Raw genomic sequence first — 22,925 nt, forward strand, 5'->3', positions numbered from 1 at the left:
CTCACCTCAGCTTCAGAGTGGCGAGGCCGAGCAGCGCCAGGCCAACCGAAATGATCCAGAAACGGATGACCACCTGGCTTTCCGTCCAGCCCTTCTTTTCGAAATGGTGGTGGATCGGCGCCATCAGAAACACGCGCCTGCCGGTACGCTTGAACCAGAACACCTGAATGATGACCGACAGCGTTTCCATGACGAACAGGCCGCCAACGATGACCATGACGATTTCGTGCTTCACGGCAACGGCGATGGAACCGATCAGGCCACCGAGCGCCAGCGAACCGGTATCGCCCATGAAGATGGCGGCAGGCGGCGCGTTGAACCACAGGAAACCGAGGCCAGCGCCGATCACGGCACCAACGATGACAGCAAGCTCCCCCGTTCCCGGTACGAAATTGATCTGGAGATAATTGGCGAAGATGGCATTTCCGACGAGATAGGCAATCACGCCGAAGGTCGCGGCGGCAATCATCACCGGCACGATGGCCAGACCGTCAAGACCGTCGGTGAGGTTGACGGCATTGCCGGCGCCGACGATCACGAAAGCGCCAAACAGGACGAAGAAGTAACCGAGGTTGATGACGAATTCCTTGAAGAAGGGAAACGCAACAGAACTGCCGAGCGTGCCGCCATGCGGCGCGGATGCCAGCGCCATCTTCATCATGAAGAAGACAGCGATTGCCGCGATCACGAACTCGATGCCAAGACGGGCCTTGCCGGAAAAGCCCTTGTCGCTCTGCTTAGTCACCTTGAGATAGTCGTCGTAGAAGCCGATGGCGCCAAAACCGAGCGTTACCATCAGGACGGCAACCACGTAGACGTTGGAAAGGTCGCCCCACAGAAGCGAACCACCGAGAATACCGGCAAGGATCATCAGGCCGCCCATCGTCGGTGTACCCGCCTTCTTGAAGTGCGTCTGCGGCCCATCGGCACGGATCGGTTGGCCCTTACCCTGACGGATGCGAAGCGAATTGATGATCGCCGGACCAAACAGGAACACGATCAGCGCGGACGTGAACAGCGCGGCCCCTGCCCGGAAGGTGATGTACCGGAACAGGTTGAAGATTTGAATTTTGTCCGACAGTTCTACGAGCCAGATCAGCATAAGTGCCCTTTCGCAAGGCTAATTCAGATTTGGCGTTCCGTCTCGGGGAATGCCGGAAACTTGTCAAGCAGTGCTGCGACAATCTTGCCGAAACCGAGGCCCAACGACGATTTTACCATCAGCGCGTCACCCGGCTGCACCCATTGCAGCGCGAAATCGACGAGTTCGGCCGTTGTCGGGAACCAGATCACCGTCACGCTGTCGGGCAAGGCATCGCGCAACGCAGCCATCGCTTCGCCCGCCAGCCAGACATGTTCGATACCGGCGGCGAGCAATGGCCCGGCCAGTTCCTCATGCACTTGCGCGGAAAACTCGCCCATTTCCAGCATGTCACCGAGAACGGCGACGCGACGGCCATGGCCCTGCGTTTCCGTCGCGGCCAAAACCGCAATTGCGGCACGCATCGAGGCCGGATTGGCGTTGTAGCTCTCATCGATCAGGAGGAACGACCCGCCATTGATCGCAAGACGATGCCGCTGCCCGCGCCCCTTGACCGCCTCGAGCGTTCCAAGTGCTTCGAATGCCTTATCGAGATTGGCGCCGGTGACGGCTACTGCACCGAGAGCTGCCATGGCGTTATCGGCGATGTGCCTGCCCGGAACGCTGAGCTGGAGTTCGCTCGTTTCTCCGTTCAGGATTGCCCAGATGGTAGAACCGTCGGCGGTTGCCTCGAAATCCGCCAGACGGAAATCCGCCTTGGCATGCTGCCCGAAGGTCAGGATGTGCGTGATACCTGCCTCCTGTGCCGCCGTCTCCAGCTGCTCGAACTGAGCGTTGTCACGGTTGAGAATGACCGCACCGCCCTCTTCCACGCCTTCGAAAATCTCCGCCTTGGCGGCCGCAATTTCCTCGATGCTGCTGAAGTTGCCGAGATGGGCGGCGGCAATGGTGGTGATGATCGCCACATGCGGACGCACCATCTTCACCAGCGGGCGGATTTCACCCGGATGATTCATGCCAACTTCGAAAACGCCGAATTCCGTGTCGGCGGGCATGCGCGCCAGCGTCAGCGGCACGCCCCAGTGGTTGTTGAATGACGCGACAGCCGCATGAACCCGGCCGGACGGCGCCAGAACCTGCCGCAGCATTTCCTTGGTCGTCGTTTTGCCAACCGACCCAGTGACGGCAATGATCCGCGCCGACGTGCGTTCACGCGCCGCAACCGCCAGCTTTCCGAGCGCCGCCAGCACGTCTTCCACAACGATCATCGGAACCGTAAGACGGCCAAGCGCAGGCAGTTTTCCTTCCGCCACGACGAGTAGCCCCGCACCATTGGCAACGGCGAAACTCGTGAAATCATGGCCGTCGACGCGGTCACCCTTGATGGCGAAGAACGCCTCGCCCGGTTTGACTGTCCGGCTATCGATGGAAATGCCGGTGATACCCTGTGGCAGATTGCCGACCGGACGCCCTGCCGTGACGGCGATCATCTCCTCCACTGTCCATAGCCAGTTCAAATCTTCAATCCTTCCAGCGCGGTACGCACCTGTTCATGATCGGAAAACGGCAGCGTCACGGAACCGACGATCTGCCCTTCTTCATGCCCCTTGCCCGCAACGATCAGCGTGTCGCCGTTCGAAAGCAGCGATACCGCATGACGGATCGCTTCAGCCCTGTCACCGATTTCCAGTGCGCCCGGCGCTGTCGCCATGATCTCGGAACGGATCGTGGCAGGCTCTTCCGAACGTGGATTGTCGTCAGTGACGATGACGATATCGGACAGGCGCGTCGCCACCTCGCCCATGATCGGGCGTTTGCCCTTGTCGCGATCGCCGCCGCAACCGAAAACCGTGATGATGCGTCCCGATGTGAAGGGTCGCACCGAGGTCAGAACGTTTTCAAGCGCATCCGGCTTGTGGGCATAATCCACGTAAGCGAGTGCGCCATTTTTCGTCTGCCCAACAAGTTCGAGGCGACCGGCAGCACCGATCAGTTTTTCGAGCGCCTTCAAGGCAACGGCGGCAGGTACGCCGGTGGACATCGCAAGACCGGCCGCGACCAGAGCATTTGCAACCTGGAAGTCACCCGCCAGCGGAATATCGACCTCGTAGATCGTGCCCTCGTGATGCACTTCGATCATCTGCTTGTGACGGAAGTGCTCGACCCGCTTCAGCGTGAGATATTCACCCTTGCGACCAACGGTGCGAACCTCAAGCCCGGCATCGCGCGCCGCACGGATCGCCTGATCCGACCATGGATCATCCGCAAAAATGATCGCAGGCGCGCCTTTTGCCATCAGCGTATCGAAGAGCCGCATCTTGGCGGCCATGTAGTCCTCGATCGTCGGATGGTAGTCCATGTGGTCACGGCCGAGATTGGTGAAACCGGCCGCCGCCAGCTTCACGCCGTCGAGACGGCGCTGATCGAGACCGTGGCTGGAGGCCTCCATCGCCGCATGCGTCACGCCTTCGGATGCAAGCTCGGCCAGAAGCGCATGCAGCGTCACCGGATCCGGCGTCGTCAGGGAGCCGTAATCTTCCCGGCCCGGCGCAATCACGCCCGTTGTGCCGATCTGCGCTGCGGCATGACCGGCGAAGGCCCATATCTGGCGGGTGAAGGAGGCAACGGAGGTCTTGCCTGCGGTGCCGGTAACGGCAACCATGGTCTGAGGCTGTGTTCCATAGAAACGGGAAGCGGCAAGAGCTAGATACCGGCGCGGATCGGCAACGGTGAGGACCGGGACACCTGCATCGACGCCATGATTGGAAACGACCGCAACGGCGCCCCTCGATATAGCGTCCTGAATATAGGCCGATCCGTCAGCCTTGCTGCCTGCCAGGGCCACGAACAGGGTAGCGGGACCGGCCTTGCGGCTGTCTGCGGTTATCCCCCCGATTTCGATCGCCCCGATGTCGGAGCGCAACAATTCGTTCAGTTCCGGAAACTCGGCTCCGGATAGATCTCGCAAATTCATCGACTGTTTCCGTCTTGTCCCCCCGGCACGAATCACCGGAATATCATAAGCTGTAACAATCAATAAGACACGAGCAAGGCCGAGCCGTCCTTCCCGAACTTCGGCTTTACACCCAAAATACCTGCCGTGCGCGTGATGATGTCGTGTACCATTGGAGCGGCCGACGAACCTGCAAGCGCCGCGCCGTTACCCTTGTCCGTCTTCGGTTCGTCGATGAAGGAAAGAACCACGTATTGCGGGTTATCCATCGGGAAAGCCGAAAGGAAGGCATTGAAGTTCTTGTCATGGGCGTAACGGCCGTTCACGACCTTGTCGGCGGTTCCCGTCTTGCCGCCCACATTGAAGCCTTCGACACGCGCGTTGCGGCCTGAACCATTGACGCCGTTCCATTCGAACAGGAAGCGCATGTCCCGGCTGGTGTTGGGCTTGAGAACCTGCTTGGCGACCTGATCCGCCTGATCGCGGGTGCGCGGCAGGAAGGTCGGCTCGATAAGCCTTCCGCCGTTCACCAGCGCCGCACCGGCGACAGCCGTCTGTAGCGGCGTTGTCGAAACACCGTGACCGAAGGAGATCGTGATGGAGTTGATCTTCTTCCACTGGCGCGGCTGCGTCGGCATCGCCACTTCCGGCAACTCGGTCTGCATGCGACTGAGCAGTCCAAGACGCGTCAGGAATTCCTTGTGCCCTTCCGTGCCGACCGTATCAGCGATTTTCGCCGTTCCGATGTTCGAGGAATACTGGAAGATTTCCGGCACGGACAGAACACGGCCCTTGCCGTGGAAGTCCTTGATCGTGAAGCCACCGATGCGGATCGGAAAACGGGCATCGAAGGTGGAGCCCAGAGAGATGCCGGCTTCATCAAGCCCCATGGCGATGGTGAAGGACTTGAAGGTCGAACCCATTTCGAACGTACCGTTCGACATGCGGTTCAGCCAGCCTTCCTTTGCACCCTCGGCCGGGTTGTTCGGATCGTAATCAGGCAGGGAGGCCATGGCGAGAATTTCGCCGGTATTCACGTCCATCACCACTGCGCCTGCGCCGATGGCCTTGAACTTGTCGATCGCCGAGACAACAACGTCACGCACGATCGCCTGCACGCGAAGGTCGATAGATAGCTTCACGGGTTCGAGCGGCTGGTCGCTGGTCATGCCAAGCGCCGTCAGGTCCGCAAGCCCCTGGCTGTCCACATAGCGTTCCATGCCCGCAACGCCGCGGTTGTCGATGTTGACGTGGCCGACAACGTGGGCCGCAGTCGGACCGCCGGGGTAAAACCGCCGTTTTTCCGGACGGAAGCCAATGCCGGGAATACCGAGCGCCAGAATCTGGCTCTGCTGCTTCGGCGTCAGCTGACGCCGCAGCCACTGAAAGCGCGAATTGGAAGACAGTTTTTGATAGGTCCCGCGCTGATCGAGGTCTGGCAGAACGGTGCGCAGCTTCTCGATGGCTTCGTCGATATCGACGATGCGATGCGGTTCGGCAAACAGCGAAACGGTGCGGATGTCCGTCGCCAGCACTTCGCCGTTGCGATCCAGCAGGTCAGGACGGGACGCCATCAGGCGGTCGGCGGGCGCAATGCTCGAAACCGTTTCCTGTTCTGCCATGCCGTATTGAACGAGGCGGCCGCCGACGACGCCGTAAAACGCCACGAAGCCAAAAATGATAAGCCCGACACGGTTTTTCGCCTGCGCCGCCCGCTTCTTGCGTGCGCCTTCGAAAGCCGAATGGTCGGTGTATCCGCTGGTGCTTGCGGAGAAGTGAGCCTTGCTCTTCAGAACCATGACGCGAGAAAGAAAAGACATCAGTGGCTCACCGATCCTGTAATGGTTTCATCCATCTCGTCGGACTCGTCGCCTGGCCTCGCGGCCATGACGGGAGCTGCCGGACGCGCGACATTCACCCGAGGGGTAGGAACCGGAATCCCGTTCACCGCGATCTGCCCTGCCGGTGGCGACTTCGGTTTTGAGCTGCCGCCGAGTGTCGCGCCTGGCTTGGAACCGTTCACCGCCGCGGCGATGACATCCTCTACGCTCATGCCTTCCGGCTCGGGCGGCTGGGGCAATTGCGAACGCAGCATGGGCAGCTCACGCGGCTGCGAGAGCTGCGTCGGCAGCGTCGGCGACAGGTTCAGTTCCGCCTGATAGGCGTTGACGAGGCGATGCAGACGGTTCGGCTGCGTCAGCAGCGCCCAGTCCGCGCGCAGAAGATCGATGGTGTCTTTCTCAAGCTTGATTTCCGCTTCAAGCTTGCGGACTTTCTCCAGCTTCAGATCGGCCTTGTGCTTGATGGAATAGGTCACGACTGCCGCGGCGACCATGATACCCATCAGAATGACGTCGAAGGTGCGCAGCATGTCAGCCTCCCAACTTTTCAAGGCTTGCGAGATCGGGAAGTTCGAAGATCGAGAAATCGGCGGGACGGGCCGGAGCCGAGGTACGCAAGCCTGCACGCAGTTTCGCCGAGCGGGCGCGCGGATTGAGCTCCGCCTCCTCTTCGCTTGCTGCGATCATCGGCTTGCCGATGCTGTCGAAGACTGCGGGCTTGTCCTCGACCATAGGCATATGCCGCGAACCGGCCGCCCGGCCGGAACGATCAGCGAAGAATTTCTTGACGATACGATCTTCCAGCGAATGGAACGTGACGACAACCAGCCTGCCGCCCGGCTTCAACGACTGCTCGGCGGCGAACAGCGCCTGCGCCAGCTCTCCCAGTTCGTCATTGACGAACACACGAAGTGCCTGAAAGACACGGGTTGCCGGATGGATTTTGTCCTTGGCCTTGCGCGGCGTGACGATTTCGATGAGCCCTGCCAGATCGCGCGTCGTGCGGAAAGGTTCTTCCGCGCGCTTTTTCTCGATGGCGCGGGCTATGCGGCCCGGTTGCTTTTCCTCGCCCAGAAAACCGAAGATGCGGATCAGATCGGACACCTTGGCGCGATTGACGACATCCGCCGCCGAAACGCCGGATGCCGACATTCGCATGTCGAGCGGGCCGTTCTTCTGGAACGAGAAACCGCGCTCCGCCTCGTCGATCTGCATGGAGGAAACGCCGATGTCGAGAACCACGCCATCCAGCCCGCCCTCCGGCGCATGCGCGGCAAGATTGGAGAACTGCGACTGAATGAGGGAGAGCCTGCCGCCATTGGCCGCAACCATCGCCTGCCCGCCTGCGATGGCGGTCGGGTCACGGTCGAGCGCGATGACGTTTGCACCCTGATCGAGAATGGCTTGCGTATAACCGCCGGCACCGAAGGTTCCGTCGAGGATAACCTTGCCCGGAGCGGGTTCGAGCGCGGTGATAACCTCGCGCAGCAGGACCGGGATGTGGCGAACAGGTCCGCCACCGGCATCAGAAGATCGTCCGCCAGAATTCGCCGCCATCCCGTATCCCCGTTCTACGCAGGGCGAGCAGCCGAAAAACCGCGCCCTGCTCTTGCTTCCGCCTGCGCCGCCAAAAACGCCTGAGGTTGCCAAAGCTGAAAATGATCCGCCCGTCCGACGAAGGTGACCTCGGCCGTGATACCGGTGAATTCCCGCACGAAATCCGTCACCATCAATCGACCTTCCTGGTCGAGCTTCATGAAAACACCGCCACCGTGAACCAGCAGCGACATTGCATTCGCCTGCGATGAAAACGCGTCCATGGACGCGATCTGCCGCTCGTAACGCTCCAGCAAATCCGGACCACCTACGCTGATCGCAGGAAACGCGAAATCCTGAAGACAATAAAGCTCCTGAATGCCGCGCTGCGTCAGCACCGAACGAAAAACCGAAGGAACCGAAACGCGCCCCTTGGCGTCGACCCTGTTCGTCACGTTCGATAAAAAGCGGTCCATAACTCAACTCGCCCAAACCGCACTCCGCCAAGCGATACATCCGCTCGACAGGCAACACCGATACGCACGACATATCGCTGAGCGCCAAGACGGAACGCCCTGTAGCAGCCCCTCGCAGGCTCCTAAACTGTTTCAGCGATTGCGGGTCAGAAACACGACCCTTTGTGGTGTGCATTTGGGATACCATGGGACACTATGGGCGTCAATGGGAGAAGATGGAACGATACCGGCTTCGCATCGTAAATTCATAAGCCGTTAAGATTAACGAATGGTTTACTTCAGCCGTTTGCACGCGCTGCGCCATTGGCGCATATGGCCAAAAACACTTGGTTTTCAGCTGAAAACGCGGACATACCCGAACGGGCCGGGTACCTGTGAAGAGAAAGAAGTTCGCCAGTTGGCCTGTAAGCCGGGTTCTGTATGGCCCCGGTTTGACCCGGAACGTGGCAGCCATTCATCTGGGACGACATTTGCATGCCGCCTCGCGCAACCCACCCGGATGACTGGCCCGGAAACAGGCTGTAGACAGACTTGCGCCTGCCCCTCGTCATCCCTATTCGGTCTTGCTCCCGGTGGGGTTTACCTTGCCACCGCTGTTACCAGCGGCGCGGTGGGCTCTTACCCCACCCTTTCACCCTTACCACGACAGGCGTGGCGGTTTGCTCTCTGTGGCACTTTCCCTAGGGTCGCCCCCGCCGGACGTTATCCGGCACCGTGTTTCCGTGGAGCCCGGACTTTCCTCACCTTACCGTCTTTCGACATTGGTAAAGCGCGGCTGCCCGGCCAACTGGCATCGGCTCCTTAGAGCGTTTCGGAATGAAAGCCAACGGAAAAGCGCAGGGAAATCTCAAAGAAACGCAGGCGCGAAATCCGTGGAGAAACCATCATCGGTGATTTTACCGTCGAAGAGCAGCCCGGCGCCGAGACGCCCGATCTCGTCCGAACTCTTCGCCGCGGTGCCATTGCCACCTGTCATCACCGCGATGCGTGGTGACTCCGTGAAGCCGATTGCAGGGTAGCCGCTTCCGGTCTTCGTAACCACGCAGGCGGCCATGGAAATGCGCGACCGATCTATGGACGGCACCAGCGCCCCGACAATCTCCGAAAGATGGTCACGAACGCTCTCGCGGCCGCCCGAGCGGAACCATGCGCGGATCTCCGGTTCGCTTTTCACCAGTACATCGTCAGGATCGCCACCGATCTTGAGATACACCTTGCCGTCCGGATAGGGGATGGGCGGCAGCAGATAGATATGCTTTCGCGTATCACGCGGCTCGTAGATCAGGGAGGGCATACCGGCATAACGATCCAGCTCGCCCTCTGGAATCTCGAAGAATGCGACCGTGCGGGCATACACATTCAGCGCGACGGGACGAGGCAACAGGTTTTCGGCGATGGAAAAGCCACCCGCGGCGACCAGTACGCGTTCCGCAGTATAAACCTCCCCCGACGCCGTTTTCACTGAAACGCGACCGCCTTCATCCTGCGTAGAAACGACGACATCATCGATGAGGGTCACGCCCGCCTTCTTCGCAAGCACGCTCTGCGCTTCCACCATTGCCCGCGGATTGACGTAACCGGCATTGTCCTTTTCGAACACGCCCTCGCACGCGGCCTCGAACGAAAAATAAGGGAAGCGGCTTTTCAGCGCGGCGTCATCCATCATCTCGGTCGAAACACCGAGCCGCTCCGCCGCTGCACAGACGTTATCGATGTAAATATTATCGCCGCCGCGCTTGGGACCGACGATCAGCGCGCCGACCGGCCCGTAGAAATCGACACCGCTGCGTGTCGCAATATCGCCGTAGCGGGCAATGGATCGGTTGGCGAGCAAGGCCCAGTCGGCATTGCCGTCAATGGTCCGGGTAATGCGCGCCTCATCGTAGTGGCTGGCAAAGACACCCTGATGCGACTTGATATCGTCCGGCTCACCGGGGCCGATCAGGGCGATACCGTCAGTTTTTTCTGCCAGATGGCGGGCAGCCGCAGCACCCATCATGCCGCGACCAACGACGATATACCTGAAATGCCCCGACATGCTTGCCTCTCGCCACGATGATTTTCGATTTCGTGGCGAGATTTGTAGCTGTTTCGCTATCTCATGTCAGACAAAAACCGGTGACATCTGCACAGCAAAATCATCTTCCGTCAGCTGGCCTTCGAGAAGCAGCACTGATCCGAGACGACCGAGTTCGTCCGACGACTTCGCCGAAACGAAGTTGCCACCGGTCAACACAGCGATGTTAGAAGACTGGGTGTAGCCGATATAGGGATAACCGGTCCGAGTGATCGACGCCACGCAGGAACCGGAGGTGACCGGGCATCCCGCCAGCGCCGGCATCAGCGAAATTGCCTTGCGCTTCAGGAACTCTACTTCGGAAGGCGTGCCGTCCGAATGGAACCAGCCGATCGCCTCATCGAGGGTTTCCAGCCGCCCTTTCTCGCTTTCGCCGCCGATCTTCAGATAGACCTTGCCATCGGGATATCGCACCGGCGGCAGGATGTAGACGATATCGTCCTCGCTCTCGGCGAGAACGATGGTCGACGGCATGTCGCGGAAATGCGCCAGCTTTTCCTCATCGAGTTCGAAAAACGCAATCGTTCGTCCCGTCGCCGCCATATCGACCGGTGCGGGCAAGAGTTCCGCCATGTTCGTGAAACCGCCAGCCGCGACGATGACCTTTTCCGCCGTATGGACGGCTCCTTCACGGGTCGAAACCTCAACGCCAGCAGACGTATCACGGACTTTGCTCGCCGTTTCATGGATCAGCCGAGCGCCCTGCTGCCCGGCAACGGCACATTGAGCCTTCACCAGCGCGCGGGGATTGATGTGCCCCGCCCCCTTTGCCTCGAAGTAACCATCGTGATCCGAAGGCAATGAAAACATCGGAAAGCGGCCACCCATCGCACCACGGTCGACCGTCTCGATATCTAGACCGGAAGAGAACGACAAAGCGCCCGACACATAGGTGCCGGCAAGTCCCTTGCCATTTCCGGTAAAGAGGCAGCCCGCCTCGGTGAAAAAGCGGATTCCGCTCTGCGCCCCAAGCCCCGAATAACGCGCAATGGAGCGCCGGGCGAGTTCCGCCCAGACAGGATCGCCGTCGAAACTTCGCGTGATCCGCGCCTCGTCATAGTGGCTGGAAAACACGCCCCGATGCCTCTTACGGTCTGCTGGCTCGGCTGGGCCGATCAGCGCCACGCCGCCCGTTTGCGCGGAAAGATGGCGGGCTGCCGCCGCACCCATCATTCCCGCACCGATGACGATGTATTTGAAGTCTGGCATTTCCGGCATCCCTGTTTGCTATCGCTGAATAGCAAAGCATTTACGTCCGTAAAAGCCCCACCTAATTGGTGGAAATCAACCTTGCAGCAATGCCTGCACCTTGCCGCAGTAACGCTTGGAAACCGGGTTCATGCGCTTGGCACCATGGCCTGCATTATAGCGCAGAATCGTGCCGCAGACTTCGCCGCCACCGAGCTGGTGGGCCGTTGCCAGGTACTGCATGCCCCAGCGGATATTGGTTTCGGGATCGAAGAGCGCCTTGGTCGTGCCGCGATACCCCATCATCCGCGCCGTCGCGGGCTTGATCTGCATCAGTCCGACTTCACCGGCACCGCCGCGCGCCTTCGGATTGAACCTGCTTTCGACGGACACAACCGCGTGCGCCAGATTGACGGGCACGCCGTAACGCTTTGCATATTTGACGATCAGGTTGGAGTAGTCGTTCTTGAGCGACGCGGGCAGTATCTTTTCAGGAATGGGATAGCCAGTGCTTCGGAAATAGGTTTCCAACGATACAGTCTTTTTCTTGACGTCTTCGTCTTTGGCAAAAACGGTCCCCGCCTGCGCAACGAGCATGACAACGCACGTGGCGACAGCAACTACAACTCTGTTCATATGCAGAAAAAATCTCCAGAACGGATGACTGGCACAATGCTGGCGCATCCAACTGAAAATCGAAATCGATTCTCGACAGGAACGATGCGCGGTTTCAAGTGTTGGAGCGTCTTTTGCAGGTTCACAAGAACGTGCGGCACCCCAAGGCACAAATGTCCAGCGTTCGGAAAGTCTATCCTGACCTTCCGTGGTTCAGTCTCCTTGATTGATATTAACGGCCGGTTCCCCTGAAGAACAACGCCGCGTCCGGTGCCGTTCTTAAACTTCCTCAATGCGGATTAACTGTGGCACTGGAAAAATGCGACTTCACGCAGGCTGAAATTCTTCAGAAAATTTCCGCAAAAGAACTTCAAGCGCCGGAAAATCTCGGCAGGCTCGAAATCAACCTGTGAAGCGTGTCGATCGTCGAAAAATCAGCGATGCCATCCACCAGCGAAGGGCGGAAGTGCCGTTGGAAGGCAGCGACGGCGCCTTCTGTCTGTTCACAGTAAGCGCCTGTTATTTCAACGCCGTATCCGTAGATGGACAGCATCGACTGCAACGCTTCGACCGGCTGCCCCTGATCGCCGCGCTGAAAAAACCGTCCCCCGGCAATCGCCGCCGGTGGGACCCAATGCCCGACACCCTTCTGCGACAGGATGTCCCACGGGAACTTTTCACCCGGATCGACCTTACGAATCGGCGCGACATCCGAGTGCGCAAGCACTCTTTCGGGGGCAATGGACCACCGATCGCCACAATCCCGACACAATTCGATAACTGCCGCGATCTGTTTTTCCGGAAATTCCGGCAAACCGCCCGGATGACCCAGGTTGGCGATCTCAATACCGATGGAGCGGGAATTGATGTCGGTTTCACCGCCCCATGAGCTTTTGCCGGCATGCCAGGCACGGCGGTTTTCCGCAACGAGCTGGACAACACGCCCGTCCTCGAACACGAAGTAGTGGCTGGAAACCTGGCTTTCGGGATTGCAGAGCCACGACAGGGCGCCGTCCGCCGTCGTCATGCCGGTATAGTGAAGAAGAATGATATCCGGTCCGCCGACGCCCAGCCGTTCTCCATGGTTAGGCGAAGGCGCAACGCTTGCGCCTTTGAAATCCGGAATAAAATCGATCATGCGACGCGGCGTTCTTTCTCGATGGCCGCATATGCGGCGTTGAGAGCCGCCATACGCTCATTTGCAGCCGCATGCAATTCCATGGGAACGCCACGCGCAATGAGCTTGTCCGGGTGATGCTCGGCAACGAGCGAACGATAGCGCCTGCGGATGTCGGAAAAATCATCCGAAGGCGAAACACCGAGCACGCGATAGGGATCGCGCCCGTCCATATGGACGTGCCGTGCCATGATCGTTTCGAAATGATCTTCGGTGATATGAAAGATTTCCGCGATGCGACCGAGGAAGGCCAGTTCCCGCTCGTGGATCAGACCATCCGCCTTGGCGATATGGAACAGCCCGTCGATCACGCTTTCCAGCATCTCGCAATTGTCGTGACCGGAGCCGCAAAGACCGGCAAGCCGTTCGGCATATGCCTCGTAACCGGCGACGTCCTGACGCGCAAGATTATAGAGGCGGGCAACGTTCTTGGCTTCCTCATCGGGAAAATCGAAGATTTGCCGGAAGGCGCGAACCTCTGCGTCGTTGACCACCCCGTCGGCTTTCGCCATCTTGGCGGAGAGAGCAATGATGGCAACGGAAAAAGACACCCTGCGACGGGTTTCCGGGTCGCCCTCGAAGACGGTGCGAACCGCTTCGATGACGCGTGTCAGCACATTCCCGGCCGCGTCGCCGATTGCGCCGAGCAGACGTTCCCAGAGGGATGAAATTTGCAGACAGGCGAAATCGATAATCATGCCTTTAAGCATACGGCTTCGCACCCTGATTGCAATATACATAAAGGTCGTAGGCCATTAACTTTTATTCATCTTTGCAACAGCTTCGCTTCACCTTCCCGGCGGCCCGATGAAGCGGGGACTAAGAGTTTTCCACAGGCAGGACCATCGCATGCCCCGCTTCGGCAATTGAAACGATTATATTCCGGATCATTCTCCAACCCGCTGAAAAACCGCAAGAAATCGCCATTTTTCTTGATAAATTCACTTTACACCTACACGCACCTGTCGCATCCATTTGCCAGACATATTCACGCAAGCGTGCAAACGAAGGAGAGTCATGATGGCCAAACAGAAAGTCGCAATGTTGACCGCGGGCGGTCTCGCTCCCTGCCTTTCGTCCGCCGTGGGTGGACTGATCGAGCGCTATAGCGACATCGCACCTGAACTCGACATCGTGGCCTATCGCTCCGGCTATCAGGGCGTTCTTCTCGGCGACAGCATCCAGATCACCAGGGACATGCGCGAGAAGGCGCACCTGCTGCATCGTTATGGCGGCTCGCCGATCGGCAACAGCCGCGTGAAGCTAACAAACGCCGCAGACTGCGCCAAGCGCGGCCTCGTCAAGGAAGGCGACAATCCGTTGCGCGTCGCCGCCGAACGCCTGGCCGCAGACGGCGTCACCATCCTGCACACCATCGGCGGTGACGACACCAACACGACCGCCGCCGATCTCGCCGCCTATCTCGGCGCCAATGGCTATAACCTCACCGTTGTCGGCCTGCCCAAGACGGTCGACAACGATGTCGTGCCGATCAAGCAGTCGCTCGGCGCATGGACTGCGGCCGAGGTCGGTGCGTCCTTCTTCGATAACGTGAGCAATGAACAGAGTGCCGCACCGAAAACCTTCGTCATCCACGAGGTCATGGGCCGTCACTGCGGCTGGCTGACGGCGGCAACGGCACGCGCCTACATCCAGAAGACCAGCGGCAACGAATATGTTGAAGGTCTGATGATGAACTCCCAGATGAAGAACATCGACGGCATCTACCTGCCGGAAATGGCCTTTGACATCGAAGCCGAGGCGGAGCGCCTGAAAAAGGTCATGGAAAAGAACGGCTATGTGACGCTGTTCGTTTCCGAAGGCGCAGGCCTCGATGCCATCGTCGCCGAGCGTGAAGCGGCAGGCGAAGCGATCAAGCGCGACGCCTTCGGCCACGTCAAGATCGACACCATCAATGTCGGCGGCTGGTTCCAGAAGCAGTTTGCCGGCCTCATTGGCGCGGAACGCTCCATGGTACAGAAATCCGGCTACTACGCACGTTCCGCCGCCGCCAACGGCGACGATCTGCGCCTTATCCAGGGCATGGTGGATCTCGCCGTCGAAAGCGCCCTCAACAAGGTGTCCGGCGTGACCGGCCACGACGAAGACCAGAACGGCAAATTGCGCACCATCGAATTTCCACGCATCAAGGGCGGCAAGCATTTCGACCTCTCCGCAAAATGGTTCGGAGAAGTCATGGATCATGTCGGCCAGCCGTTCACAGCTGCCTGATTTTACGCTACGCTCATGCATGTCTCGCAAAAGTGTTCAGCATTTTTGCGATAACGGCATGCATGACGGCAAAAGAAATGCGATGACTGGGAAAGCGAACGCGTCAGCGTGCAGGTTGCAACCCCTTCGTCGCGCCTTGGAAGAAGCGTAGTTTCAGTAGAATTAGAGCGCCAGCATTGCCCCGGTTCGGACGCATGGCGCTCTAAGGAGGAAAGAGAATGTCTGGAGAGGCCTGGCTGATTTTCTGTACAGCGTGTGCCGTCATGTTCGCACTTCCCTCTCCCCTTGCATTCTCCGTGGCATCCTACTCAGCCATTCGTGGCAAACGCACGATGTTCGCCGCCATCACCGGCGGCGCAACCGGCATCACCACGGCCATGACGCTGGCAGCCGTTCCGACGGTCGCATTCGCCTACCTGCCCCAGTCCTTTCTCGACATCATCCGCTGGGCCGGAATCGGCTGGCTGATGCTTTTTGTCCTGTGGATCATTGCGACGCCTGTGGCGAGAGCGGCAAATGCGGACAACGACAATCTGCAAGGCAAGACATCCGGCGGTATTTTCCGCGACTGTTTTGCCGTGGCGGCGCTACGGCCGCGCTATTTCAGTTTCTTTCTGGCACTGCTGCCGCAGTTCGTGTTCCATCCCGCCACGGCCATCGAAACTCTTGCAATCGCGCAGAGCGGCATTTTGATTGCGGCGCTGGTCATTCTGGCAGGACACGCGCTTTTCGCACAATCCATGCTTGGCCTCATCCGCCGCATGTCAGGCGGCAAAAAGGTCAGGCCGAAGTACCGGACGTACTTCATTTCAGGCCGCGCCGTCAGCGCCGGTTACCGGCGCATCGCAGCGTGAAAACAGCTCCGAAATCTCACAGCTTGCCGCTATCCTTACAATAGGTTAATGAACATCCGACGGGACACAGCCTGCTTCGTTCGACGCGGGGGTATCGAGCGACAGGCTTAACGAAGGCGGCAGCATGCAAAATTCGGGCAAATTCCGCGGAAAAACGGCGCTTTTTCTGTCTTCCACCGTGGGACTCGCACTGACACTGGCTGGATGCACAAGTGTCGAATACACAGCGAAAGAAGGCTCGGACGGCCCCAAGATCGCAACCGTTGCGCCGGTTGCCCCGGCGGAAAACGCCGCAGGCAACGCACCCTCCGAAACGGCCTCAGCGACAACACCTGCCGGCACGACAGCCGCACCCGCAACAGCAACGGCAACGGCCGAGCTTAACCCGGCCCAGCAGCAGGCTCCGCTTCCAAGCGTCGCAGCCGTGAAGGGCGGTCGCGTAGCACTGCCGCCCGCAGCAGAAATCGCCGCAGCAGCGGCCATCGCAAACCAGATGCAGCCAGCTCCGGAAACCCAGCTTGCCATGGCGGCAACCGCGCCCGCAGGACAGGCGGCAACGACGACCACCGCCCTTGCTTCGCCAACAGCGACACCGGCCGTTGCAGCCGTCGGCGCAACAGGACCGGCCGCCCACCCGACAGCCAGCGACTTGCCGCAGGTCGTTGCCGTCAAGGGCAGCTTCCCGCCTGCGCCGCCGCCACCAGGCGCACCGTCGATCGGCACGGAGCTGACTGCGGAGCGCAAGGTAATCCCCTTACCGAAACCCGATAGCACCGTGCTCGCCTATGCCGCCGGTCCTACCAACGCCGCGCTCGCAGCCGTCAATGCAAACGGCACCATGACTGCGCCGCTCAACCGTTCCCCGGCAGGCCGTGAAAACCTGAGCGGCCTGATCTCGAAATATGCAACCATGTATCAGGTGCCGGAAGATCTCGTGCACCGGGTCGTGCAGCGTGAAAGCCGCTACAATCCCGCCGCTTATAATGGCGGACACTTCGGCCTGATGCAGATCAAGCACGCCACGGCGCGTTCCATGGGCTTCGACGGCCCGGCCTCCGGCCTCTTCGATGCCGAAACCAACCTCAGATACGCCGTGAAGTACCTGCGCGGCGCTTGGCTGGTTGCCGATAACGACCGTGACAATGCCGTTCGTCTTTATGCACGCGGTTATTATTACGACGCAAAACGCAAGGGCATGCTGCACGTTCTGCGCAAGTAACGCTGCACGTCATGGATCAAGTGAAGGCGCCCGTTGGCGCCTTTTTGTTTGCGGCAAGACGCCCTGGACTGCCTCGATCCGTCATCAAACTGTAGTCTCATAACTGTAGACGCCTCTCAACCAAGCGAGAGGTGGAATCATATGACGAGCGCCGCACCGAAAACCGGCTTCAGCAGAAACGTCAAACTCAAGTCCGCATTGCTTCAGCACAAGGCTCTGTCCAAGAGCGGTTTCTCCGAACGCCTGTTCGGCGTGCTGTTTTCCGGTCTGGTCTACCCTCAGATCTGGGAAGACCCGGAAATCGATATGGAGGCCATGGAGCTTCGCGACGGCCATAGCGTCGTCACCATCGGCTCCGGCGGCTGCAACATGCTGGCCTATCTCTCCCGCAACCCCGAAAGCATCGATGTCGTCGACCTCAACCCGCACCACATCGCGCTGAACAAGCTGAAGCTGGCCGCCTTCCGTCACCTTCCCGGCCATCAGGATGTGGTCAGGCATTTCGGCAGGGCCAATACGAACGTCAACAGCAAGGGCTTTGATCGTTTCATCGCCCCGCATCTCGACGACACCACCAGGGCATACTGGTCGAAGCGCACCATGTCCGGCCGCCGCCGTATCTCGGTGTTCGACCGTAACATCTATCGCACCGGCCTCCTCGGCCGCTTCATCGGCGCCGGACACCTCATGGCGCGTCTGCACGGCGTCAGGCTCACGGAGATGGCGAAAAGCCGCACACTGGACGAGCAGCGCCAGTTCTTCGACAGCAAGGTAGCCCCCCTGTTCGATAAGCCGGTGGTTCGCTGGCTGACCAAGCGCAAAAGCTCCCTTTTCGGACTCGGTATCCCGCCGCGCCAGTATGACGAACTGGCAAGCCTCTCGTCGAACGGCACTATTGCCTCCGTCCTTCGCCAGCGGCTTGAGAAGCTCGCCTGCGACTTCCCGCTCAGCGACAATTATTTTGCCTGGCAGGCCTTTGCCCGTCGTTATCCCGAACCGCACGAAGGCGCCCTGCCCGCCTACCTGAAGCGGGAATATTACGAGGCGATCCGCGACAATGCCTCGCGTGTTTCCGTTCACCATGAAACCTACACGGAGCTTCTGGCCAGAAAGCCGGCAAGCAGCGTCGATCGCTACATTCTGCTCGATGCGCAGGACTGGATGACGGACGCGCAGCTGAACGAGCTCTGGTCGCAGATCAGCCGCACGGCAGCCCCCGGTGCCCGCGTCATCTTCCGCACGGCCGCAGAAAAGAGCGTCATAGAGGGACGGCTTTCGCCCGACATCCGCAATCAGTGGGCCTATCAGGAAGATCGCTCGAAAGAACTGAATGCCAGAGATCGCTCCGCCATTTATGGCGGCTTCCACATCTATGAGAGGGCTTCGGCATGAAAACCATCGGTGAGAATGTCGGTCTTGCAGATAGCAACCATGCAGGTCTGATGGATCGCATGTACCGCCACCAGCGGCACATCTACGACATCACCCGCAAATATTACCTTCTCGGTCGCGACAGAACCATTGCCGCGCTCGCCGTTCCGGATGGCGGCTCGCTGCTGGAGGTCGGTTGCGGAACCGGTCGCAATCTGCTTCTCGCCAACCGCGCCTTTCCAGAAGCACGGCTGTTCGGCCTCGATATTTCCGCCGAAATGCTGGCGACCGCTTCGGACAATTTCAACGGTAGGAAACAGCGCCCACAGCTTCGCGTTTCCGACGCGACGACGTTCAGGGCGAGCGAGTTCGGTGAGCCGAACGGTTTCGACCGCATCATGATTTCGTACTCGCTGTCGATGATCCCGGACTGGGAAAAGGCGATCGAGCGCGCCCTGGCGGCACTGGCGCCCGCTGGTTCGCTGCATATCGTCGACTTCGGCCAACAGGTGCAGCTCCCCGGCTGGTTCCGTTTCCTGTTGCAGGCATGGCTGGCGCGCTTCCATGTGACGCCGCGCGCCAATCTGCGTTACGTGCTCGCAAACATGGCAGGCAGCAACGACGCGACACTCGAATTCGAGGAGATCGCTCGCGGCTACGCGTGGCGCGCAGTTATCACCCTGCCGGCTGCGGAACCGCAGAAAAAGCCGGTCCGCATTCTCGAAGACGCATGAACCGAACGCTGAAAACCGCCGAGCCCCTCTTGCCATAACCGCTTGTTTACCATGTTATGGTTAAACAGGGAGATGCGGCGCGTTTCGTGTGCTGCCTGACGGGCAACGACATTTTTCAGGGTTTCAATGCGGTTACGTTTATCGGCGATACTGTCTGCCTTGCTGCTGGCCAGCGGTTGCACATCCACGAGCTACGATCTGCTTGAAACGGCCTCCGTCGCCAAGCCGAAATTCGCCGACACCGACCCGCAGGATTTCGGCCACAACAATCCGCACCGCCACGAGGTCCATGGCATCGACGTTTCCAAGTGGAACGGCAGCGTCGACTGGCAGACCGTGCGTAAATCCGGCGTCTCCTTCGTGTTCGTCAAGGCAACGGAAGGCTCCGACCGCATCGACCCGAAATTCGACGATCACTGGCGCAATGCTGCGAGTGCAGGCATCGCTCACGCCCCCTATCATTTCTATTATTTCTGCTCGACCGCCGACTCCCAGGCCGACTGGTTCATCCGTAACGTTCCCAAGGGCGCGGTAACGCTTCCCCCTGTTCTGGACGTGGAATGGAACCCCGCCTCGCCCACCTGCAAAACACGACCTGCACCTGCTGTCGTTCGCGTGGAGATGCAGCGCTTCCTCGATCGCATCGAGGCGCATTACGGCAAGCGGCCGATCATCTACACCTCTGTCGACTTCCATCGCGACAACCTCGTCGGCCAGTTCAAGAACTACCATTTCTGGGTCCGCTCCGTCGCTGCCCACCCGGCCAAAATCTACGAAGACCGGCAATGGGCTTTCTGGCAATACACGGCCACCGGTGTCGTACCGGGTGTCAGCGGGCCAACGGACATCAATGTTTTCGCTGGAACGGAAAAGAACTGGCGCAAATGGGTCGCTGAAGCGAATAAGAACGGCTAAGAAGCAACACTTTCAAAAAAACAGCGTTCTGACGTGCAAGTTGAAACGACTGCCCGTTTTTTTGTCGCAAACATAACGCTAAAGCGGGCATAAGACCTATCGAGGAAACTTCTATGCCTACTTTGTGCTCGCGCAGCGTTCTTTTTGCTGCCGCCATGTCTCTTCTTTCCGCCGGTTCGGCTCTCGCCGTCACGCCCATGGCTTCACCTGAAGATCCCAAGCAGGTTGCCTGCGGCGGCGATCTCGCGGATTTTCTCGCTGGCGTAAAGACCGAGGCGATCGCCAAGGGCGTTCCTGCGGAAGCCGTGGACAAGGCGCTGGCTGGCGCCCAGATCGATCCGAAGGTTCTGTCCCGTGACCGCGCACAGGGTGTGTTCCGCCAGACCTTCCTCGAATTCTCGCAGCGCACCGTCAGCCAGGCCCGCCTCGACATCGGTCGCAAGAAGCTTCAGGAGCTGTCCTCCACCTTCAAACGCGCAGAAGATGAGTTCGGCGTTCCCGCAGGTGTGATCGCCGCCTTCTGGGCCATGGAAACCGACTTCGGCGCCGTACAGGGCGACTTCAACACCCGCAACGCGCTGGTTACACTTTCGCATGACTGCCGCCGCCCGGAACTTTTCCGTCCGCAGTTGATTGCGCTGACGGAGATGGTGCAGCATGGCGATCTCGACCCGGCCACCAACACCGGCGCATGGGCTGGCGAAATCGGCCAGGTACAGATGCTGCCAAAGGACATCATCGCCTTCGGCGTCGACGGGGACGGTGACGGCCACGTCAACGTCAAGGGCAGCGGTCCGGATGCGATCCTGACGGCCGCCAAATTCATCCAGCATCTGGGCTTCAAGAAGGGCCAGCCGTGGATTCAGGAAGTATCCCTGCCGGAGAACCTCCCCTGGGAAAAATCCGGTCTTGGCGGTCCGCTGACGGCTGGTGACTGGTTTGCGCTTGGCGTGACGCCGCGTGATGGCAACAGGAACTTCGCCGATCTGCCGGCCGCACTCATCATGCCACAGGGCCGCAAGGGACCGACCTTCATCACCTATCCAAACTTCAACATCTACCTCGAGTGGAACCAGTCATTCATCTACACGACGTCTGCGGCCTACTTCGCGACGCGTCTGATGGGTGCGCCCGTTTATGAAAAGGGCAACCCCGATCCGGGCTTTGACGATGCGACCATGAAGCAGCTTCAGACGAAGCTGGAAGCGAAGGGACATAACGTCGGCAAGGTGGACGGCATCCTCGGCTCCGGTACGCGTGTTGCCATCCAGAAGGAACAGCAGCGCCTTGGAATGCCCGCCGATGGCTGGCCGACAACCACGCTTCTGGAAGCCCTTTAACCTGTCTTAACGAGCCTGTCCGGCGCTTAATTCCTGCGCCGGAAACAAGGCAAAAAGCGTTAATCTCTACCGGATGACTGGGGATAAAACCCCGGTCATTTACTTTTTTTAAAGATATGAAGCATTGCGTGATGCCGAAATAACGATTTAATTTCAAATAATTACGCGAAGAAAATTTTTCTCGCCGCAAAAACCGTGCTGCACCGCATCACAGAATCCGCTTTTCAACTGCCATGAAACCGTCATAATATCTTCCTGTCAGCAACAGGAGGCACCCATGGGACTTACAAAATCTCTTAATGCCTTGGCAGTCGGTTTGGCGTTTCTGTTCGTAACGATGATGCTTTTCATCTAACGAGGAGAGCGGGCGGAACGCGAGTGAAGCCGCATAGTATGACACAGTTAAAAAAAGCGCAGGTTCGGCCGAACCCGCGCTTTTTTATTGTCCTTCAGAGCTGAAATCAGGCGGCGCTGCGACGCAGCTTTTCCATTCCGAGATTTTCGAGAACGGCATTCACCAGCGGCGCGCGATTCATCGTATAGAGATGGAATTCGCTGGCGCCACGCTTCTGCAGATCGGCGATCTGCTCGGCAGCGACTTCAGCAGCCACGCGTGCGCGACCTTCCGGATCTTCGTCATATCCGGCAAAACGATCATCGAGAAAGGCCGGAACGCTCGTGCCGCAACGGCCTGCAAAACGCTTGAGCTGCGTGAGGTTCTGGATCGGCATGATGCCTGGCACGACGGGAATGGTGATACCAGCCGCCGTCACACGTTCCATGTAACGTTCGAAAACATCGTTGTCGAAGAAGAACTGCGTGAGTGCACGGGTGGCACCGTTGTCAGCCTTGCGCTTGAGCATGTCGATATCGACGGCTTCGCTGGCGCTTTCTGGATGCTTTTCCGGATAAGCCGATACCGAGATTTCGAAATCGCCGATGTCCCGCAGACCTCTGACCAGCGCGGCAGCGTTCTCATAGCCTTCCGGATGCGGCGCATAAGCCGTGCCGATACCGGTGGAGGGGTCGCCACGCAGCGCCACGAAATGCTTCACACCGACGCTTTTGAACTCTTCGATGACCTGATGTACCTCATCGCGGCTCGCATCCACGCAGGTCAGATGCGCAGCCGTTGCGAGACGGTTATCCCCGATCATGCGGCGTACGGCATCCAGCGTCGGTGCCTTGGTCGATCCACCGGCGCCATAGGTTACGGAAACGAAATCCGGATCCCACTTCTGCAGCTCAGCAACGGTTTCCCATAGCTGGGTTTCCATGTCCGGGTTCTTGGGCGGGAAAAACTCGAAGGATAACCGGATATCGCCGTCGCGATGCAGGGTTTCTGGTCTGGTCAT

Annotated in this window: 20 protein-coding genes and 1 other RNA gene; 7 read left to right on the forward strand and 14 right to left on the reverse strand. The window is 59.3% G+C overall.

What is annotated here, in order from left to right; genetic code table 11:
- Position 1: 1 nt before the first annotated feature.
- From mraY to N7578_RS18765, 13 genes are all read right to left on the reverse strand, one after another.
- The gene (gene mraY / locus N7578_RS18705) at positions 2-1,102 is read right to left on the reverse strand and encodes a phospho-N-acetylmuramoyl-pentapeptide-transferase (RefSeq protein WP_311111733.1); all 1,101 of its coding nucleotides are present in this window, start codon (positions 1,100-1,102) and stop codon (positions 2-4) included.
- A gap of 23 nt (positions 1,103-1,125) precedes the next feature.
- On the reverse strand, positions 1,126-2,559 hold the full coding sequence (locus tag N7578_RS18710; RefSeq protein ID WP_311111734.1) for a UDP-N-acetylmuramoylalanyl-D-glutamyl-2,6-diaminopimelate--D-alanyl-D-alanine ligase: 1,434 nt from the start codon (positions 2,557-2,559) through the stop codon (positions 1,126-1,128).
- The gene (locus N7578_RS18715; protein WP_311111735.1) at positions 2,556-4,016 is read right to left on the reverse strand and encodes a UDP-N-acetylmuramoyl-L-alanyl-D-glutamate--2,6-diaminopimelate ligase; all 1,461 of its coding nucleotides are present in this window, start codon (positions 4,014-4,016) and stop codon (positions 2,556-2,558) included. Before N7578_RS18715 ends, N7578_RS18710 begins: the two co-directional genes overlap by 4 nt.
- A gap of 59 nt (positions 4,017-4,075) precedes the next feature.
- A complete protein-coding gene (locus tag N7578_RS18720; protein ID WP_311111736.1) occupies positions 4,076-5,815 on the reverse strand; it encodes a penicillin-binding protein 2 in 1,740 nt (579 codons plus the stop codon).
- A complete protein-coding gene (locus N7578_RS18725; RefSeq protein WP_311111737.1) occupies positions 5,815-6,366 on the reverse strand; it encodes a cell division protein FtsL in 552 nt (183 codons plus the stop codon). The genes N7578_RS18720 and N7578_RS18725 overlap by 1 nt, the downstream gene beginning before the upstream one ends.
- Before the next feature lies 1 nt (position 6,367).
- Positions 6,368-7,393 carry a 16S rRNA (cytosine(1402)-N(4))-methyltransferase RsmH gene (rsmH, locus tag N7578_RS18730; RefSeq protein ID WP_311111738.1) on the reverse strand — a complete coding sequence of 342 codons (1,026 nt, stop codon included), beginning with the start codon at positions 7,391-7,393 and terminating at the stop codon, positions 6,368-6,370.
- 14 nt (positions 7,394-7,407) lie between these two features.
- Positions 7,408-7,848, reverse strand: coding sequence for a division/cell wall cluster transcriptional repressor MraZ (gene mraZ / locus N7578_RS18735; RefSeq protein ID WP_311111739.1), 441 nt, complete (start codon positions 7,846-7,848; stop codon positions 7,408-7,410).
- A gap of 389 nt (positions 7,849-8,237) precedes the next feature.
- An RNA gene (gene rnpB, locus N7578_RS18740) (RNase P RNA component class A) lies at positions 8,238-8,639 on the reverse strand.
- Between the two features lie 56 nt (positions 8,640-8,695).
- Positions 8,696-9,886: an FAD-binding oxidoreductase gene (locus N7578_RS18745; protein ID WP_311111740.1), complete on the reverse strand. Its 1,191-nt coding sequence runs from the start codon at positions 9,884-9,886 to the stop codon at positions 8,696-8,698.
- A gap of 66 nt (positions 9,887-9,952) precedes the next feature.
- The gene (locus tag N7578_RS18750) at positions 9,953-11,134 is read right to left on the reverse strand and encodes an FAD-dependent oxidoreductase (protein ID WP_311111741.1); all 1,182 of its coding nucleotides are present in this window, start codon (positions 11,132-11,134) and stop codon (positions 9,953-9,955) included.
- 75 nt (positions 11,135-11,209) lie between these two features.
- Positions 11,210-11,749 carry a lytic transglycosylase domain-containing protein gene (locus N7578_RS18755; protein WP_311111742.1) on the reverse strand — a complete coding sequence of 180 codons (540 nt, stop codon included), beginning with the start codon at positions 11,747-11,749 and terminating at the stop codon, positions 11,210-11,212.
- 349 nt (positions 11,750-12,098) lie between these two features.
- Entirely contained in the window at positions 12,099-12,866 is a 768-nt protein-coding gene (locus tag N7578_RS18760; protein ID WP_311111743.1) for an N-acetylmuramoyl-L-alanine amidase, read from the reverse strand.
- Positions 12,863-13,603: a DnaJ family molecular chaperone gene (locus tag N7578_RS18765; protein ID WP_311111744.1), complete on the reverse strand. Its 741-nt coding sequence runs from the start codon at positions 13,601-13,603 to the stop codon at positions 12,863-12,865. The genes N7578_RS18760 and N7578_RS18765 overlap by 4 nt, the downstream gene beginning before the upstream one ends.
- A gap of 322 nt (positions 13,604-13,925) precedes the next feature.
- Here N7578_RS18765 and N7578_RS18770 point away from each other — a divergent pair, with 322 nt between their 5' ends.
- The 7 genes from N7578_RS18770 to N7578_RS18800 all read left to right on the forward strand — a co-directional run bounded on the left by N7578_RS18770 (position 13,926) and on the right by N7578_RS18800 (position 21,570).
- A complete protein-coding gene (locus N7578_RS18770; RefSeq protein WP_311111745.1) occupies positions 13,926-15,137 on the forward strand; it encodes a pyrophosphate--fructose-6-phosphate 1-phosphotransferase in 1,212 nt (403 codons plus the stop codon).
- Between the two features lie 218 nt (positions 15,138-15,355).
- On the forward strand, positions 15,356-15,991 hold the full coding sequence (locus tag N7578_RS18775; RefSeq protein WP_311111746.1) for a LysE family translocator: 636 nt from the start codon (positions 15,356-15,358) through the stop codon (positions 15,989-15,991).
- A 124-nt stretch (positions 15,992-16,115) separates the two neighbouring features.
- Positions 16,116-17,210, forward strand: coding sequence for a lytic transglycosylase domain-containing protein (locus N7578_RS18780; RefSeq protein ID WP_311111747.1), 1,095 nt, complete (start codon positions 16,116-16,118; stop codon positions 17,208-17,210).
- 141 nt (positions 17,211-17,351) lie between these two features.
- A complete protein-coding gene (locus tag N7578_RS18785; protein ID WP_311111748.1) occupies positions 17,352-18,602 on the forward strand; it encodes a DUF3419 family protein in 1,251 nt (416 codons plus the stop codon).
- Entirely contained in the window at positions 18,599-19,315 is a 717-nt protein-coding gene (locus tag N7578_RS18790; RefSeq protein ID WP_311111749.1) for a class I SAM-dependent methyltransferase, read from the forward strand. The genes N7578_RS18785 and N7578_RS18790 overlap by 4 nt, the downstream gene beginning before the upstream one ends.
- A 126-nt stretch (positions 19,316-19,441) precedes the next feature.
- On the forward strand, positions 19,442-20,230 hold the full coding sequence (locus N7578_RS18795) for a GH25 family lysozyme (protein WP_311111750.1): 789 nt from the start codon (positions 19,442-19,444) through the stop codon (positions 20,228-20,230).
- A gap of 113 nt (positions 20,231-20,343) precedes the next feature.
- A complete protein-coding gene (locus N7578_RS18800; RefSeq protein ID WP_311111751.1) occupies positions 20,344-21,570 on the forward strand; it encodes a lytic murein transglycosylase in 1,227 nt (408 codons plus the stop codon).
- 461 nt (positions 21,571-22,031) lie between these two features.
- Here the strand turns inward: N7578_RS18800 and metF are convergent, their stop codons facing one another.
- Positions 22,032-22,925 (reverse strand): methylenetetrahydrofolate reductase [NAD(P)H], encoded by an 894-nt coding sequence (gene metF, locus N7578_RS18805; RefSeq protein WP_311111752.1) that lies wholly within the window; start codon positions 22,923-22,925, stop codon positions 22,032-22,034.

Origin of the sequence: Agrobacterium tumefaciens (assembly GCF_031801495.1) — a bacterium.
GTDB lineage: Bacteria > Pseudomonadota > Alphaproteobacteria > Rhizobiales > Rhizobiaceae > Agrobacterium > Agrobacterium tumefaciens_K.

Bases quoted from the DNA above. Each gene is read 5' to 3' on its own strand.
- rsmH (WP_311111738.1), bottom strand. From the start codon at position 7,393: ATGGCGGCGAATTCTGGCGGACGATCTTCTGATGCCGGTGGCGGACCT.
- N7578_RS18715 (WP_311111735.1), bottom strand. From the start codon at position 4,016: ATGAATTTGCGAGATCTATCCGGAGCCGAGTTTCCGGAACTGAACGAA.
- N7578_RS18750 (WP_311111741.1), bottom strand. From the start codon at position 11,134: ATGCCAGACTTCAAATACATCGTCATCGGTGCGGGAATGATGGGTGCG.
- N7578_RS18790 (WP_311111749.1), top strand. From the start codon at position 18,599: ATGAAAACCATCGGTGAGAATGTCGGTCTTGCAGATAGCAACCATGCA.
- N7578_RS18760 (WP_311111743.1), bottom strand. From the start codon at position 12,866: ATGATCGATTTTATTCCGGATTTCAAAGGCGCAAGCGTTGCGCCTTCG.
- N7578_RS18770 (WP_311111745.1), top strand. From the start codon at position 13,926: ATGGCCAAACAGAAAGTCGCAATGTTGACCGCGGGCGGTCTCGCTCCC.
- N7578_RS18745 (WP_311111740.1), bottom strand. From the start codon at position 9,886: ATGTCGGGGCATTTCAGGTATATCGTCGTTGGTCGCGGCATGATGGGT.
- mraZ (WP_311111739.1), bottom strand. From the start codon at position 7,848: ATGGACCGCTTTTTATCGAACGTGACGAACAGGGTCGACGCCAAGGGG.
- N7578_RS18720 (WP_311111736.1), bottom strand. From the start codon at position 5,815: ATGTCTTTTCTTTCTCGCGTCATGGTTCTGAAGAGCAAGGCTCACTTC.
- metF (WP_311111752.1), bottom strand. From the start codon at position 22,925: ATGACCAGACCAGAAACCCTGCATCGCGACGGCGATATCCGGTTATCC.
- N7578_RS18780 (WP_311111747.1), top strand. From the start codon at position 16,116: ATGCAAAATTCGGGCAAATTCCGCGGAAAAACGGCGCTTTTTCTGTCT.
- mraY (WP_311111733.1), bottom strand. From the start codon at position 1,102: ATGCTGATCTGGCTCGTAGAACTGTCGGACAAAATTCAAATCTTCAAC.
- N7578_RS18795 (WP_311111750.1), top strand. From the start codon at position 19,442: ATGCGGTTACGTTTATCGGCGATACTGTCTGCCTTGCTGCTGGCCAGC.
- N7578_RS18725 (WP_311111737.1), bottom strand. From the start codon at position 6,366: ATGCTGCGCACCTTCGACGTCATTCTGATGGGTATCATGGTCGCCGCG.
- N7578_RS18800 (WP_311111751.1), top strand. From the start codon at position 20,344: ATGCCTACTTTGTGCTCGCGCAGCGTTCTTTTTGCTGCCGCCATGTCT.
- N7578_RS18775 (WP_311111746.1), top strand. From the start codon at position 15,356: ATGTCTGGAGAGGCCTGGCTGATTTTCTGTACAGCGTGTGCCGTCATG.
- N7578_RS18765 (WP_311111744.1), bottom strand. From the start codon at position 13,603: ATGATTATCGATTTCGCCTGTCTGCAAATTTCATCCCTCTGGGAACGT.
- N7578_RS18785 (WP_311111748.1), top strand. From the start codon at position 17,352: ATGACGAGCGCCGCACCGAAAACCGGCTTCAGCAGAAACGTCAAACTC.
- N7578_RS18755 (WP_311111742.1), bottom strand. From the start codon at position 11,749: ATGAACAGAGTTGTAGTTGCTGTCGCCACGTGCGTTGTCATGCTCGTT.